This window comes from Pirellulales bacterium (genome assembly GCA_019694435.1).
Taxonomy (GTDB): Bacteria; Planctomycetota; Planctomycetia; order Pirellulales; family JAEUIK01; genus JAIBBZ01.
In genome coordinates this window covers 1-14,956 of sequence record JAIBBZ010000004.1, presented here as the reverse complement: position 1 = coordinate 14,956, position 14,956 = coordinate 1, and the positions used below count along the sequence as shown (strand labels likewise).

Genomic DNA, 14,956 nt, shown 5'->3' with positions numbered 1-14,956 from the left:
CGGAACGAGGGGTTCCGGTCCTCTGCCCGTATCACGGAGGCCCCACACCGTGCTCCCGATCGAAGACCAGATCGTGTTGGCCCTGCGCCGGACCAGCCAGGCGATCGATCAATACTCTCGCCAGTTACTCCGCGAGTTCGGACTCACCGCTCCGCAGTTGGCAACGCTGCGCGAGATCCTGGCGGGCGCACACGCCTCGCCGATGGCGCTGGCCGAAGCACTGCACGTCAGTCAGCCGACCATGACCGGGATTCTGGCCCGGCTGGAGCAACACGGCCTGATCGAACGCAAGCCCTCGACGACCGACCGCCGCAGCAATGTGGCGACCGTAACCGACAAGGGATGCGAGTTGGCCGCCAAAGCGCCGCCGTTGCTGCGCGACCAGTTCCGCCAGCAGTTGCGCGCGCTGCCGACCTGGCAACAGACAGAGATCCTGTCGACGCTGCAAAGAGTCGCCGAAATGATGCAGGCGCCCGAGATCAGCGACGGTCCGTTCTTGTTCAACGAGAACAGCGCCGTACCCAAGGCCCGTCGTTCGCGACGCAAGGCGAAAGCCCCGCAAGCCCCCTTGTAAGGCGCCGGTGCGCTCGAAAACGGCACCCACCAGCCCGCAAAGCCTGACGATGTTCGCCGGCCGGCGCAGGCGCGCCGTGCAAGCGTCGATCATGGCGCACACGCCAGCAGCCGGCGCTCAGGACGCGCGCCGAGGGCCGTTGATCTAGACGCACCGTCCAGGATCGCATAAGGGAACTGCCGCGCCAGAGTTCCCTGGCTCGAGCGGCGGCGAACCACGTCCTGGAAGACGAACGACATGCTCAAGCACCTTTCCGCCTGGTTGAACCAGCGCGCTCGCAGCGTGCTAGCTAGCCTGGTGCTGGCTGCCATCAGCGCCGCCTTGTTCGTGGCCCACTGGACGCCGTCCCAACCGCCCGCGCTGCGCCTGAGCGCCGGCTCGGCAGGGACGCGCCGCCACCAGGTCACCGAATACCTCGCCGAGCAGGCCCGGCATCATGGCCTGCACTTGCAATTGCAAACGAGTGCGGGCTCCGAAGATTGCCTGAAACAAATCAGGGCCGGCCGACTCGACGCGGGGATCGTGAGCAGCGGGGTCGTTATTCCGGACGACCAGGACATCATGGTGCTCGCAGCCTTGCAGCACGAGGCGGTGCATGTACTGCTGCGGCCGAGCCTGGTGCGCGACGCCCCGCTGGCGCAAATCCTTCGCGGGCAGCGAGTGAACGTGGGAGTCGAAGGCAGCACCGAACATTTGTTGGCGGGCGAGTTCTTGAAGTTCGTCCGCATGAACGGCATCTCGAACCACGCCGACCAGCGCATCCTCCTGACGCATTTCACCAAGCCCGAGCTGATCGCCAAGGCCGATGCGATCGTGAACGCCGACGAAACGGCCAGGACGGACCTGGTGGCCGAGTTGCCCGATTGCCTGCTGGTGCTCGACTCGATGCCGTCGAGCATCGCGCAATTGTACGTCGCGGCGGCGGGGTACCAACTGATGCCCGTGGTAGCGGCTCGGGCCTTCCTCAACGACACACTGCAGGACAGCGAGACCGACGTCACCACGCTGCAACGCGAGTTCCTCGAGCGCGTGGTGATCCCTGCGCACAGCTATTACTCCGATGGCTGCTTTCCCGCAACGGACTGCGAAACGGTCGGCTCGCGCTTGCTGCTGGTGGCGCACCGCAACGCGCCGGACGACGCGTTGCGTCCGTTGCTCGAGGCCGTCTACGAGGGAGAATATTCGCGCCGCATCCTGCCCGTCTCACCGCGCGAGCTCGCCACGCCTTATGCCATCCATCCAGCGGCCGAAGCGTACCTCGATCGCGACAAGCCGTTGGCGTGGGCGGCCGTCGTCGAGTGGATCAGCAAGGGCTTCAGTTTTCTGGGCGCCTTCAGTGCCGGGGCCCTGTCGCTCTATGGCCTGCTGTGGCGGCGCAAATCGCGCAAGCCGGCCGACTACTTTGCCGAGATTCATCGCGTCGACCGGCTGGCGACCGCGGAAATCTCGGCCCAGCCGGCCTCGCCCGAGGCGCGCGCCGCGCTCCGGCAACTCGACGAACATCTCCTACGCCTCAGGCAGGAGCTCATCGAGGACATCTGCAACGGTCACATCAAGGGGGACCAGGTGATCGCCAACATCTTGATGCTGTTGCGCGACACGCGACGCAATCTGAACTCAAACCTCGCCGGACCTGCGACGTTCGGCGACGCCGGGCCGACGGTCTTTCGCCCGGAATTGAGCCGCGCGGCTTAGATGCTGCGACAAATTTTCCGCCTCGGCACTGCTTGACTCAAACGGCGCGCCGAATTTGAATGCCTTCTGGACGAGGAACGAGCCGTCGCCCGCTTGCGTGGCGCATGAGCTCGACAAAACATACATCTCTCGATTGGCTGCACGCTCTGCGCAGCGTTTCCTCGCGCCTCGCGGCAACGATTGCCCGCGATGCTCTTCGCCCGTGTGACGCCACGGCTTGGCCCTTCGGTTCTCCGCGTGCTGCGAGCGAGATCTGCTCGGGTTTTCCCGATAAAAACCCGTCCCTGACGGCGCCCTCTCGCGACACGTCACGTCGGCGCAAGCACTTCTCGGCCTGCAGCGCAGCCGGCGATCGTTGCCCGGTCTCCGTGGAGGGACGCTAACGAAAACACACCCTTCGGGTACGCGGACCACGAGGCCGGTTGTTCCCGAATTCTGATTGTCCGGTCCACGAGTCGCGCGGCCCGCGCCGCGTGGTGGGCCCGTTCACGAGTTGGATCGTGAGCGTTGGACAAAGCGTGAGTTTCTTAGCGCTTTCCATTTTATCTACTTTAGGAGTATACAAATGCGCATGCTCATAGGGCTCCTTGCGCTGGCATTGTCGGCGGCACCGGTTTCCCAGGGCCTGGCTCACCCGGGTCGGCGCTTCGAAGTGATCGTGCAGGGTGATCAACTTGCGGCCCAAGGTTATCTCACCCCGGGCACACCCGACGATGGCGGCGGCAATCCGCGCCCGTATCTGAACGCCATTCACGGCCACTGGACCGGTGTCGGCGGCATCGCGTCGGTGGCCGACTTGCCGAGCTTCGATGTCTTCGATCCGGCTCCCGCCGAGCTGGTCGGCGGCAGTCTGACGCTCGAACTGTTGGGCGCCAGCAAGTGGGTCAACCCGCCGGCCGATCCGATGGGCGTGACGCCGATGCTCGTGCCGCTGGGCGTGGGCGAAACGATCTCCGTGCAATACGGCGGTACGACGATCACGACGAGCACCCTGGGGGCACTGCTGTTGTCGGCGAACATCCCGGCCACCGGTGCAGAGGACCTGGATCTGCTCTACTCGATCAATGGCATCCCGAGCAATGTGATCTACGCGCTCGAATGGCGGCTGGCGTCGTCCGCGCCGGGCGTTGCGGACAGCGAGAGCATCTATACGGTCCTCGCGCCCATGGGTCACGATTATCATCATGCGGCACTGCACCTGGAAGAGTTCCTGGGCATCGAGGCGGTACCGGAACCGTCGTCGGTGGTGCTCTTGAGCGTCGGCGCGATCGGCGTCGCCATCGTCGCTCGAAGGCGGCGCCGCTAGTGCGCGGTCGCGAGCTTCGGCGGATCGAGGGCGGCGCCGCGTGCGCTGCGGTGCCGCTCTCGTTTGCCGGCTGAGACTTTACTTGCTTTCCGCGGATGAACCGGCGGCCGGCTGGCGCTGAAAGACGACAAAATAGTTTTCTTTCAGCAGCCCGCCGACCTCGTCGACCTTTTGAAAGCCGCTGTCGGCAATCTCTTGCTCGAACACGTCCTGCGGGGCGCGGACGTGCTGCATGACGAACTCGGTGCTCTCGCCGGCGACCTTGCGGAAATCGATCACGATCAGGCGGCCGCCCGGCCGCAAGGCGCGGTGCAGCGATTGCAGCGTGCGGAACGGGAACTCGAAATGATGGTAGGTGTCGCAGACGAATACCACATCGACCGAGGCGGGGGCCAGTTCGGCCGAATCCTGCTTGCAAAGGACCGTCGTGACGTTGTCGAGCTGGGCCTCGCGGGCCTTGTTCTGGATGTGCTCCAGGAATTCCTCGGCGATGTCGACCGCCAGCACTTTGCCTTCAGAGCCGACGGCCCGAGCCATGAGCAGCGTGAACAAGCCGGTCCCCGCGCCGACGTCGGCCACGACCTGACCGGGTTGGAGCTTGCAAGCGGCCACGATCTCGTGGCGCAGGGCGAATACCTCGCGGCTCTCGGTCTCGAACCGCTGTTCGAACGCCTTCAAATCGGGATCGCGAAAGCTGTCGTTGATGCCGGGGCGGACGCTCGTCTCCTGCGCCGCGGCCGGAACAGCGACGGCCAGGCAAATCGACCACGTCAACCGCATGAACCAGGCACGGACCCACATGTGCACTCTTCGCTCCGCGCTCGTGTGTCGTTCAGGTCAGCCACTGGGGCCGCACGAGCATGACGAACCCCAGGACGAAAATGACGGCGCCACTGACGAGCTTCAACCAGCGGCCATGGACTTCCTGCATCTTGGGCCTGCCCAGCGTCACCACGACACCGGCCACCATCAGGCTGTCGTCGAACATGTAGGCCACGATGTACAGCAGCAGGTACAGATAATTCTGCCAGGCCGGCAACGACTGCATGGTGAGAATCTGCGAATACATGCAAGGCAGCCCTGCCGTGCACAGCAGTTCGATGAAATTGACCAGCACGGCGAGCACGCAGGCGCCAGCGATCGCTGCCCAGAGACTTTCGGCCATCACGATCCGCCGCACGCGGGCATAAATTCCCGGCTTGGCGCTCTCGGGAATCGATAACGACAGTCCCCGGTGAAAGGCGAAAAAATCCTTGACGTGCACCGCGCCGATAAAGATCGCCAACAAGGCGAGGGCGATCTGCACGGGCCGCAACAGCCCGACCCATTGGAGGACGTTCAACCACGCGGCGATGAACGCAAAGTAGGCCACGCCGCTAATGACGACGAACGTCCCGGCCACGGCCAGCATCCGGATGCGGCTGTGCAGATTGACCAGCACCGACAACAAGAACAAGAGCACCCACATCGCGCAAGGATTGAAGCCGTCGATCAAGCCGACGGCCAGCGTAAAAACCGGCATGCCCACTTCGCTGGCGCGCACTGAGCCCAGCAGCGGCAGATCGATCATGTCGGCAGCCTCGGTCGGCGCCGCCGGCAAATCGCCGGCGTCCCCCTGCTCCGGTAACGGCAACTCGCCGATCGGGAGTTCGGCTTCACCTTCGGCCGCGTCGATATTCGGATCTGCGGCCGTGGTCGCGGTGTCGACCTGTGCCGAATCGTCGAGCTCCGCCTGCTGCCAGGCAACGAGGCGCCCGGGCACACGGCGCGCGGATGTACCTCGGCCAAGGCTGAAGGGCCGTCGCGCCGGGCCCGTACTTCGACGATCGGTTTGCCGCGCGTTCTGGGCTTTGCAGGGAGCGGTCCAGCGGTCCAGCAAGGTCTCGACCCGCTTGCCGCTCGAGCGTTCGCTGTCCCAACCGATGAGCAATTGCCCGCAGACGTGCAGCACGGGATAGCTGGCCGCTGGCGTGCGGTAGCGTTTGGCAAGCTGTGCGACGCGTTGCCCCGCGGCCGGCTCGCCCAACACTTCATGAAACTGAAACTCGAAACCCGGGTACCGGGCCACGAGCGTTTTCACCCACGGTTCAGCCTTCGCGCAGCGCGGACAACCGGCGCGGCCAAAGAACTCGAACCGCAGCAGCTCTTGCAGTTGCGCGGCCACTGCTTCGGTGCGCTCGTTGATCTGCACGTAGCGATTGGCCGCGTAGAACAGGGCATGCTGCCCGGCTTGCGCCGGATCGAGCTGAAAGTGCTGCGCGATCGCTGCGTGCCGCGATTGTGCTTTGGCCTCGTTCGTCACGTCGTACTGGCGAAGCGAGAGTCCGCCCCGCTGGGCAAACAGGTTCGTCACAAACGCCGCGTCGGCCGCGCGCTGCGCGTCGTCGCCTACCAGGTACAACTCAATCGCGGTGCAGCGAACGACGGGCCCTGGCGAGGCGGCGGGGCCCTGAGCAGCGGCAGGCAGGTAGAGCCAAGCCGCCACCAGCAAAGTGACCCCGATCAGCGGGGCGCGAGACGAGCATTCCGCGGCAATGCGGCAACAAGTAGTCACAGGAAGCAATTCCGAGCTACGGCTCAAACAGGCCAGCGACGGCAGGTTCCGGAACGCGGCCCTTCAGTGTAACAACAGGAGCCAATTACGACGGCGCTCGAACGCTCTGGGCGCGGGCACGAGGGAACTTCTGCCCCGTTTTTCATATGCATTTGCCGTACCTGCCGGCTTCCCTAGTCGCAACTCAGGCGACAACCTCTACCTCGGGCTCGGCCGTGGCGGTCAAGCGCCGCGCCAATTCGGGCAACTCCTGCACCGCGCGAATGGGCACCCGAATCGTGTACGCCTGCGACCCGCGCAGCGTCACATCGACCGCGGAACTACCCCAGAACCGCGAGGCCGCGGTCGAAACGACGGCCGACCAGGGAATCAGCAGCGGCTGGTGACGCGGCAGCGGAACCGCGAGGTAAAGGCCCTGCCCGTCGGCGCCGAGCGTCGCGCAACGCTTGTACCGCACGGCGCCGACGCGCAGCGATTGACCGTGCAGAACCGCACGCGGCGGCAGCCGGCTCAAGGGAAAGTCCTTGGCCAGACCGCGCCAGCCGCTGGCCCCCGCGAACATCGCCAGCAGCCCGTAGACGAACGCACCGACACCGGCCGCCAACAGCAGCACGCCGCCGGCGATCGCGAGAACCAGCAGCGTCACGCCGGGCGTTGACATCGGGACGCCTCCTGCGTGTCAGTCGGTCAGCGAATAGCGATACAAGGCCGCCACCTCTGCAATGCCCACCAGCTCGTCGGGCTGGGCGACGTAAACGCGCGCACCCGACGCCAGGGCCGCCTGCGCGGCCACTTCGAACAGATCGTCATCGCCCGGTTGTCGGTCGGCATGCGACTCGACGCGGCCTCGATCAACGACGTAGCGCCCCCAGCGGTGCGCCTCGGGCCTGACGAACAGCGCCGCCACGCGGCCTTGGTAAGCCGCCGTCACGATTTCTTCGAGACGCGTCGAGGTCCAGGCCGTCGCCGACTTGGCGGCGATTGTCTCCGCGTCGCGTTTGCGTTCGCCATCGGAACTCGCGGCCAGCAGCGTTTCGGCCGCTGCGCGCAGATCGGCGGGCGTAGCACGATCGGGGTTGCCCGCGATGCCGGCGTCGAGCAGATGCGGATACGTATTGGCCCGACGATACAGCGGCAACAGCGAATCGACCCCGGCAAAAATGAGCGGCGCATGCTCGTTGTGCAGCACTTTGCGCAGCGCCCGGTCGATCAGGCGGAAGTACGCCAGGATGTCGTCCTTGCGCGCGTCGACCGCGCCTCCCTGCCCGTGAAACACGGCGCTCTCCTTGCCACGCAACGCGGTCTGACCGGTGTGCGCGCCGAGCATGCCTTGCGGTTCGTCGTAATGCAGGGCGTCGCTCATGCCCTCGGGCAGCGGTGCCCTCGGCAATTCGCTCAGGCCCTCGCGCGAGCCACGAAACAGCCGCGCCTGGTTCAGGCTGACCGCTACGACGTAATAGGCCCGCTGCGACGAGACGGCCGCCAAGAGCGGCCGCACGCACGGGGTGCGTCCCACGCAAACCGCCGCCTCGAGCGGCATCGGCACCTGCAAGTAGCGCAGCGTGCCGTCGCCGAACACATACATCGCCAGGCCGTCGGCCTGGTCTTTCCAGAACCCGGCATCGGCCTGCAGGTCGGTGGCGGGTTCGAGCAACTCACGGGCCTCGACCGGCCGGACCCCATGTTCTTCAAGCAGCGATTCGGCCCGCGTGAGCAGGTTCTTGAGCCGGATGGGGTCTTGCTGCATTTGTTCGCCCACGCGATGCGTGGGCATGAACAGCGACACAACCGGCGGGGGGCCCGAGAAGGTCAACCGGCGGACATCGGTAAGAGTAAAGGTGTCCATGGCTCCCCTCCCGCGAGGCAACTTCCCCGCGCAAACGATACTTGCCCTTTGTTCATACGCGGGCAACAGCGAGGCAGGTCTTGGGCTGCGACCGTTTGACGCCTGCGGCGGCTAGCGATCGGACGCGGCGCGGCCCAAACGGAGCTGGTCGACGTAGATCTCGACGTGATGTCCACCCGACTGGAGATTGAACAGGCCGAAGGTGTCGAATCGCGCGCCGCGGCGACGCTCGTCGCCCGTGACCAGAAAGCTGCGCTGCAAGTCGTCGAACCGCAGCGTGAAGACGCCACCACCGGCGGCATCGACATCAGGCACATAGTGCTGCTGCCAAATATGGATGCGTCCATCGGGCCGCACGATCGGCCAGCCGTCGCTGCCATCAGCGGTGCGGCCGGTGCGATCGCCGGCCGACACGGCAGGTCGAACGTAGTGCCCCACGCGGCTGGGGCCTTCGATCAACAGGGCCAGCAAGCTCGGCTGACGGGCTTCGTGTTCCGGCACGAGATTGGCGCGCTTCGCGGCCGCGTCGAACCAACCGAGATATACGCCACTGTCCGAGGCAGCCGAAACGAGCGACAATCTGCCGGCGGCATACAGCTCCTCGTCGAGCGAGGCCACGGCCACGTTTTGCCCGAAGTAGCTCGGCTGCTCGTCGCGAAACACGATGCCGCCCCAGGCGTCCGCCGCGAGACCTGCGGCGCCCGGCGCCGCGCCGTAATCGTGCAGCGGCCGGATGACGCGCTCGGCGAATTCGGCTCGGTTGCCCTGCCCGATCCACTGCGGATCCGCGGCAAAATCCCAACCTCGACCATTGACCTCCAGGTCATCAACATAGAGTTCCAAAGGCGCCCCGGCGATCTGCACGTTCCAGAACCCGAACCGGTCGAACCGTGTCGCGGCCCGCTTGTGTTCGACCGGAACGGCGATTTCGTAGCGGCGCTCGTCCACCTGGAATGTCAATCGGCCGGGCTCGTCATCACCGCGCGGATCGAACTCCAGCCGCCAACGATGCGAAGTGCCATCGGCGGCAAACGGCGGCGTCGGCGTGGTCTGATAGCGCTCGCCCTCGAACGCCCCGCCGCCACCGGTCTGCCAGTCGCCGGTCCCATACTCGTAAAACAGCCAATACTTGCCGCCGTTGCCGTCGACGCGCAGGCCGAGCGAGTGAGGCGTTCGCCAGCCGCGCGATGCCGTGGCATTGAACCAGCCGAGCATCGCGCCGCTGCCACCCTCGGCTGCACGCACGACGAGCCGGCCCGAGGCCTGCAACCGTTCTTGGAGCGAACACGGCGGTACTTCGGCCGCATACGAAGCGGGCGTTGGCGAGCGCTGAATCGTCCCGCCGATCTCGCCCGGCGCATGGCCGCCGGCGAACTGCGAATCGCGATAGCCGAATTCCTGGCGCACGCGCGGCCGCTGTTCGGACAGCAGCCGGTTGCGATGGGCCTGCCAGACTACCGGCGGAGACTGCGCCTCTACCCTGGCCGGGAACCCCATGCAGGCCGTCGCCGCGAGAACCAGCATCGCGCGGTTCGAACCAGGCGCTTGCCGGCCCCAGCGTGTCATCGCACGTGCCTCAACTGCCCGGCTTCTGGACGCAGTACAGCCGGGCCGCCGTGCGAATCAACAAGCGGCTTTCCACCACGCAGGGGCTCGCCAGGCACATGTCGTCCTCGGCCAGCGAGTTGGTGTGCAAGATCTCGAACTTGGGGTCAGCGTTGATGACGAACGTCACGCCGTCTTCGTTCAGGCAGAAGATCTTGCCGTCATACGCCCATGGCGACGAGGTGAAAGCGCGACCGTTGGGAATGCGCGTCTTCTTGAGGATCGTCTCGCCGGTTTTCGGATCGAGCGAGGCGAAGAAACCCTGGTCGTAGAGGATGTACATCACGTCGCGATACAGGATGGGCGTCGGATGATAGGGGCCCACCTCTTTGCGGCACCACACGATGTGTTCGTTGCTGGTCTCGTCTTTGGCCAACGAGATGTCGCCCTTGGCGCCTGGCCGGATGGCATAGAACGGGCGATCGGGCGTCAGCACGTGTCCACTGGTCACGTAGAGCAGGCCATAGGCCGTAAACGGCCGCGGAATGCTGATGATGGCCATGCCGTGAAAGTCCCACAGCAGGTTGCCGTCGAGGTCGTAGCTGCGCGTGCGGTCGGTGCCGGGCGTGACCAGCTCGGTCCGCAGTTCGTTTTCCCAGATGAACGGCGTAGCCCAATTGCTTCCCTCTTCGCGCTCGACGCGCCAGATTTGCTGGCCCGTCTCGCCGTCGAGCGCCAGCGCGTACGAGTCGTCTTCGTTGTCGTTCACCAGGTAGACGCGGCCGAGGTGCACGATCGGCGAAGCGCCGGTCCCCCAGCTATAGCGCGTCTCGGTCGGTTCGATCTTGCGTTCCCAGAGCGGCTGGCCGTCGTGGTCGTAGCAGTAGATGCCGACGTTGCCGAAATACGCGTAGACGCGCTGCGGATCGACGGCCATGGTCTCCGAGGCCAGCGAATTCTTCATGTGGTGCGGCTTCGGGGGCACGCCTTCGTACGCGACGCGGTCCCACAGTACCTGGCCCGTGGCCAGGTCGAGACAGTAAACCTTGTACTGGTAGGTCAAGGTCGGCGGGCCATACTTGCTGGCGTCGACATCGTCGAGGTACAGCCCACGCTTCGGTTCGCGTTCCTGTCCCGCGGGAATGGCCGTGGTCACAAACACGCGCCCGTTCCAAACCACCGGCGACGACCAGCCCAGGCCCGGCAGGTCGGTCTTCCAGGCGATGTTTTCCGTCGCCGACCAGTGGTCGGGCAGCGCGCCGGCGCCGGCCCCATCGCCATCGCGCGCCAACAGAAACTCGGGACAGTTATCGGCGGCCTTGGCCGACGCGGCGGCCAACAGCAGCACCACCGGCACAGCGCACCAACCACCTCGATGCAAACACGCCAACGACATAGTCGGTTCCTGGAACGAGAAGATTTCGCGCTCGCGGCGCGGATTTCAAGCCTGAAGCCACGCTGTGCCCGAGGCTTATCGTACCGGCGGCCGGGAAAGGGGACAAAGAATCTCCGCGTTACCAGCGGATCTCGGGCCGGGCCTCGGGCGCGGTCATCGGCTCGGGTAACTGCCAGACGTGCGTGCCGGCGCGATCGGTGTAGTACAGCCGCGAAGGGCTGGGTTTCCGCGCATCGCCGTCGGCCCAGAGAGCAAAAAAGTCGTCGCGCGCGCCGATCGGCCGCCGCGCGTAGCTGTGATTGCAGTCGTCGGCATGCGTCAATTGCTTCATCCGGTGCCACGTCGCGCCGCGGTCGCCGCTGGTCCAGAGCACCATCTGGCCGCCGGTGCCATACGGCTGAGGGCCGGGCTCGGTCGGGGCAACGAGCGTCCAGGTTCCGTCGGCGCCCAGGTCGAGCGAGCCGAAGTCGTAGTTGTGATCCGACGTCGTCACGTCGTGAAACGACCACGCTGCGCCGTCCCAACGCGCGATGCGCCACGTGCGCGGATCGTTGGCCGGCCCGGGGGCATACCCGCGGCTGACCAGGTGCAAGATGACCGGGCGACCCCGCTCGTCGAGGCGCACATCTTTCAAGTACACCAGCCGGCCCTCGTCCTGGTAATCGCGGACCAGCGCAGGGTTCTTGGCTTCGCGCAGCGGCAGGATCACGGGTTCGCCGCCGGCGGTTTGCCAACTGTGGCCGAAGTCGGACGTTTCGAGGTAGTAGAGATTGGTCCGCGCGTTGAGGCCGCCGGGCCGGGGATGATAGTTGAGCGCTGTCGCGACGCGGCCGCGCTCGGCGGTGCTGATCTGGTAGTGGCCAAGAGCTACCTGAGCCAGCGGTTGCGGTTCGCTCCAGTCGCGCCCCTCGGCACTCGTCATCCAAAACAACCGGCGCATGCCCGATACGTAGCGCGTGTGCAGGAACAGAAACCCCTGCCCCGGGACGTACCACGGCTGCGAGTAGGAAAAATTCGTCGTCGCCACGCGCTCGAACCGGTCGATCGCAAAGGGCTGCGCGCTGCGATGAATGTACGAATCCCGGGCCGTGCCGTGGGCGTTCGAAAAGATCCATAGGTAGCCGTCGCCGTCGATCGACAGCGTCGGGTTGTCGTGGGCGTCGATCGTCTGCTTGTCGAGCAAGATCCGCGGCCGGGGTACGGTTCCCGTCGCGTGATCGTAGTAGGACACCATGTGCAAGAGTCGCTGGCGCGTCGTTTCGGTGCCGCCGTAGACGAAGAACGTCTTGTTGACGGCCTCCGCGTAGATGGCGATCGGCGCGTGCTGCTGCGGATAGGTCGCCATGCCGCCGGAATACTTGTAGACGTACTCGTCGTGCGTCTCTTGATTCGAGTACCAGATGCCGCGGTAGCCGTCGACCTCGGGCAGCTCGAACGGCTCGCCGGCCTGCGCGTGCGCGCTGGCGAAACACGTCCAGCCCACGCAGATCAGCCAGAGACACCGGAAATTCATGTCTGCACCTGTCCGGCCGTCGGCAGCAGCGGAGGCATCGGGCAGCCGAGCACCGCGCAAGCGGCCCGCAGCAGTTCGGCCTCGGCCGAAGTGGCACGGCCGTCGGCGCCGGTGCAGGCCGCGCAGGCCTCGACCACGGTGCGTTTGACGGCAGGCACTGCCTGCGCCAGGCTTCGCAAGGCCAGGTCCAGATCGCGCAGGCTGCAGCCCCGGGGCACGCGCGCATCGGCCTGCAGCCCCAGTTTCGTCAGTCCCGCGCGCAACGCCGCATCCGCCTCGACGGGCGAATCGTGTCCCACGGCGGCCAGCATGTCCAACAACGTGATCGCCGCCGGTGCGACGGCATCGAGGCGCCGATATTTCACCGTCGGTTCGCGCTCCAGACCGAATCGGATGTCGAGCGTGCGGACGACGATCGTCCAAAGCAGATACTCGAACCGCGACAACTGATCGTCGGCCTGCACGACGGCCTGCAGCACGGCGCGGTATTCCTTGTATTGTCGCACGCTCAATTGCTTGAGCGCCCGGACGCACAGCTCGGCCAAGGGCAACCTGGCATCGACCGCCAGCGCGTCGACCTGCGGCAACAGCAACGCCAATTCGCGCAGGGTCGCCGCATCGAGCCGCTCGGCCAAGAGCCGCTGCTGCCGGTCGCGGATCTCAGGGCGATCCTCGAGCAAGATCGCCAGGATCACGGCCCGGGCGCCGTGCGGCTCGTCGGCCGCCTGCCGCACCAGCGGCGGATAGTCCGGTACGAGCACATGCGCGTAGCTGACTTCTTGCGCCTCGGGCTGGCCGACTTTTTCCGGCGCTTCCGCAACCTGGACGTTGCGTCGCTTGGCCTTGCGGCGCAGTTCGTCGAGTTCCGCGGCCGAGTCGACCGCCAGCCCCGCCGCGAGTTCCTCGGGCACGACTTCGACGGCCGCTTCGCGCGCCGCCGGCCGGCGGCGCGGTGCTTCGTCGTCGGCCAACGGCGGCAGTTGCGCCGTGCGCGGAAAGCGTCCGTCCCAGGCCGGGTCGATGCGGCGAATGCGCTCGGTCAGCGACGGGTGCGTCGCCAGCCACGTGAACAACGGGTTACGCACGCCGTTGCCAAAAAACATATGGCTGGCCTCTTCGGCATGTTCGTCGACGACCCGCGAGCCGGCCTGCAGCCCGCCGATCTTGCGGAGCGCGCCGGCGATGCCGTCGGGATTGCGCGTGAACTGCACGGCCGACGCGTCGGCCAGGAACTCGCGCTGCCGGCTGATGGCACTTTTGATCAGCCGGCCGAAAAACACCCCCACGTAGCCAACGCCCATCAGCGCCAGCGCGGCCGCGGCGATGGCGAAGGTGGCGCCCTTCTTGTCGCCGCTGCCGCCGCGTCCGACGGCGCGCAGTACGTAATAGCCCACCAGCGCGATGACGAGAATCCCGTGCAGCACGCCGATCAAGCGGATATTCAGCCGCATGTCGCCGTTGAGGATATGGCTGAACTCGTGGGCGATCACGCCCTGCAGCTCGTCGCGATTGAGATGCTCGAGGCAGCCGCGCGTCACGCCGATCACCGCCTGATCCGGTCGAAATCCCGCGGCAAAGGCGTTAATGCCCCGCTCGTCTTTCATCACGTACACCGGCGGCACCGGCAGGCCCGACGCGATGGCCATTTCCTCGACCACGTTCAACAGCCGCTGTTCGGCCAGCCCGCCGGACTGGGGCTGCAACAAGCGCCCACCCAGCAGCAGCGCCACGGCCTCGCCGCCGCGGGCCAGCTCGATCGTCTTGTACAGGCTGCCCAGGCCGATGACGCTCAGCGTGGCCGGCGCGACGACCGTGTAGAGCCAGAGATTCGCCAAGGGGCGCGCCATGCCGGCCGTCTTACCGCCGGTCAACACTCCGCCCAGCGTCAGCCCCAGCACCAGGCAAACGGTCGCCACGATGCACACGACCGCGAGGCTGAACAAGAGCACCAGCCGCAGGGTCAGCCGCCGGGCGTGGGCCTGATGCTCGAAGAAGTCCATCGCCATGGCGGCACGTCAAGGCAAGCCGGCGACTAGAACTGCACCTTGGGTGCTTCGCGTTCCTGAGGACTGGCGACCTCGAACAGTTGCGCCTCGTGGAAATTCAACATCCCGGCGAACAACACCGCAGGGAATTGCTCGCGGGCATTGTTGTAGACCATCACCGAATCGTTGTACGCCTGGCGGGCAAAGGCGATCTTGTTTTCGGTCGAGGTCAATTCCTCTTGCAACTGCAGCATGTTCTGATTGGCCTTGAGGTCGGGATACGCCTCGGCGACGGCCAACAGCCGGCCCAGGGCCCCGTTCAACGCCGTCTCGGCGCCCATCAATCCCTGCATAGCCGCCGGGTCGCCGGGCTTCGCGGCCGCGGCCTGCTGGGCCGACACGGCCGCGGCGCGGGCGCGCGCGACGGCCTCGAGCGTCTCGCGCTCGTGGCTCATATAGCCCTTGGCCGTTTCGACCAGGTTGGGAATCAAGTCGTTGCGGCGCTTGAGCTGGACGTCGATCTGCGAGTAGGCGTTCTTGAA

General features: G+C 66.0%; 13 protein-coding genes. 3 read left to right on the top strand and 10 right to left on the bottom strand.

The window, feature by feature from the left end; genetic code table 11:
- Positions 1–49: 49 nt before the first annotated feature.
- Complete coding sequence (locus tag K1X74_05205) at positions 50–574, top strand: MarR family winged helix-turn-helix transcriptional regulator (protein ID MBX7165727.1); 525 nt, start codon at positions 50–52, stop codon at positions 572–574.
- Between the two features lie 89 nt (positions 575–663).
- Here the strand turns inward: K1X74_05205 and K1X74_05200 are convergent, their stop codons facing one another.
- Complete coding sequence (locus K1X74_05200) at positions 664–813, bottom strand: hypothetical protein (protein ID MBX7165726.1); 150 nt, start codon at positions 811–813, stop codon at positions 664–666.
- Between K1X74_05200 and K1X74_05195 the strand changes: the two genes are divergently transcribed.
- Both K1X74_05195 and K1X74_05190 read left to right on the top strand, forming a co-directional pair.
- Positions 812–2,269 carry a hypothetical protein gene (locus K1X74_05195; protein MBX7165725.1) on the top strand — a complete coding sequence of 486 codons (1,458 nt, stop codon included), beginning with the start codon at positions 812–814 and terminating at the stop codon, positions 2,267–2,269. The two genes, K1X74_05200 and K1X74_05195, sit on opposite strands and share 2 nt — an antisense overlap.
- Positions 2,270–2,834: 565 nt before the next feature.
- Positions 2,835–3,575, top strand: coding sequence for a PEP-CTERM sorting domain-containing protein (locus K1X74_05190; GenBank protein MBX7165724.1), 741 nt, complete (start codon positions 2,835–2,837; stop codon positions 3,573–3,575).
- Between the two features lie 78 nt (positions 3,576–3,653).
- On the opposite strand, the gene K1X74_05185 is transcribed toward K1X74_05190, so the two are convergent.
- The 9 genes from K1X74_05185 to K1X74_05145 form a co-directional block, all read right to left on the bottom strand.
- Positions 3,654–4,376: a methyltransferase domain-containing protein gene (locus tag K1X74_05185; GenBank protein MBX7165723.1), complete on the bottom strand. Its 723-nt coding sequence runs from the start codon at positions 4,374–4,376 to the stop codon at positions 3,654–3,656.
- Between the two features lie 31 nt (positions 4,377–4,407).
- The gene (locus K1X74_05180) at positions 4,408–6,129 is read right to left on the bottom strand and encodes a hypothetical protein (GenBank protein ID MBX7165722.1); all 1,722 of its coding nucleotides are present in this window, start codon (positions 6,127–6,129) and stop codon (positions 4,408–4,410) included.
- 184 nt (positions 6,130–6,313) lie between these two features.
- On the bottom strand, positions 6,314–6,790 hold the full coding sequence (locus K1X74_05175) for a hypothetical protein (protein MBX7165721.1): 477 nt from the start codon (positions 6,788–6,790) through the stop codon (positions 6,314–6,316).
- 18 nt (positions 6,791–6,808) lie between these two features.
- A complete protein-coding gene (locus K1X74_05170) occupies positions 6,809–7,975 on the bottom strand; it encodes a hypothetical protein (GenBank protein ID MBX7165720.1) in 1,167 nt (388 codons plus the stop codon).
- A gap of 111 nt (positions 7,976–8,086) precedes the next feature.
- Positions 8,087–9,541 (bottom strand): hypothetical protein, encoded by a 1,455-nt coding sequence (locus K1X74_05165; protein MBX7165719.1) that lies wholly within the window; start codon positions 9,539–9,541, stop codon positions 8,087–8,089.
- Positions 9,542–9,551: 10 nt separating this feature from the next.
- The gene (locus K1X74_05160; protein ID MBX7165718.1) at positions 9,552–10,916 is read right to left on the bottom strand and encodes a PQQ-binding-like beta-propeller repeat protein; all 1,365 of its coding nucleotides are present in this window, start codon (positions 10,914–10,916) and stop codon (positions 9,552–9,554) included.
- A gap of 118 nt (positions 10,917–11,034) precedes the next feature.
- Positions 11,035–12,429, bottom strand: a complete 1,395-nt coding sequence (locus K1X74_05155; protein MBX7165717.1) for a BNR repeat-containing protein — start codon at positions 12,427–12,429, stop codon at positions 11,035–11,037.
- Positions 12,426–14,435 (bottom strand): M48 family metallopeptidase, encoded by a 2,010-nt coding sequence (locus tag K1X74_05150; GenBank protein MBX7165716.1) that lies wholly within the window; start codon positions 14,433–14,435, stop codon positions 12,426–12,428. Before K1X74_05150 ends, K1X74_05155 begins: the two co-directional genes overlap by 4 nt.
- 26 nt (positions 14,436–14,461) lie before the next feature.
- Positions 14,462–14,956, bottom strand: a 495-nt coding sequence (locus tag K1X74_05145; protein ID MBX7165715.1) for a LemA family protein, incomplete at its 5' end; no start/stop codon positions are given.

What these genes read in the sequence shown, in the direction of transcription:
- K1X74_05175 (MBX7165721.1), bottom strand. Translation starts at nt 6,790, where the DNA reads ATGTCAACGCCCGGCGTGACGCTGCTGGTTCTCGCGATCGCCGGCGGC.
- K1X74_05155 (MBX7165717.1), bottom strand. Translation starts at nt 12,429, where the DNA reads ATGAATTTCCGGTGTCTCTGGCTGATCTGCGTGGGCTGGACGTGTTTC.
- K1X74_05150 (MBX7165716.1), bottom strand. Translation starts at nt 14,435, where the DNA reads ATGGCGATGGACTTCTTCGAGCATCAGGCCCACGCCCGGCGGCTGACC.
- K1X74_05195 (MBX7165725.1), top strand. Translation starts at nt 812, where the DNA reads ATGCTCAAGCACCTTTCCGCCTGGTTGAACCAGCGCGCTCGCAGCGTG.
- K1X74_05200 (MBX7165726.1), bottom strand. Translation starts at nt 813, where the DNA reads ATGTCGTTCGTCTTCCAGGACGTGGTTCGCCGCCGCTCGAGCCAGGGA.
- K1X74_05160 (MBX7165718.1), bottom strand. Translation starts at nt 10,916, where the DNA reads ATGTCGTTGGCGTGTTTGCATCGAGGTGGTTGGTGCGCTGTGCCGGTG.
- K1X74_05185 (MBX7165723.1), bottom strand. Translation starts at nt 4,376, where the DNA reads ATGTGGGTCCGTGCCTGGTTCATGCGGTTGACGTGGTCGATTTGCCTG.
- K1X74_05165 (MBX7165719.1), bottom strand. Translation starts at nt 9,541, where the DNA reads ATGACACGCTGGGGCCGGCAAGCGCCTGGTTCGAACCGCGCGATGCTG.
- K1X74_05170 (MBX7165720.1), bottom strand. Translation starts at nt 7,975, where the DNA reads ATGGACACCTTTACTCTTACCGATGTCCGCCGGTTGACCTTCTCGGGC.
- K1X74_05190 (MBX7165724.1), top strand. Translation starts at nt 2,835, where the DNA reads ATGCGCATGCTCATAGGGCTCCTTGCGCTGGCATTGTCGGCGGCACCG.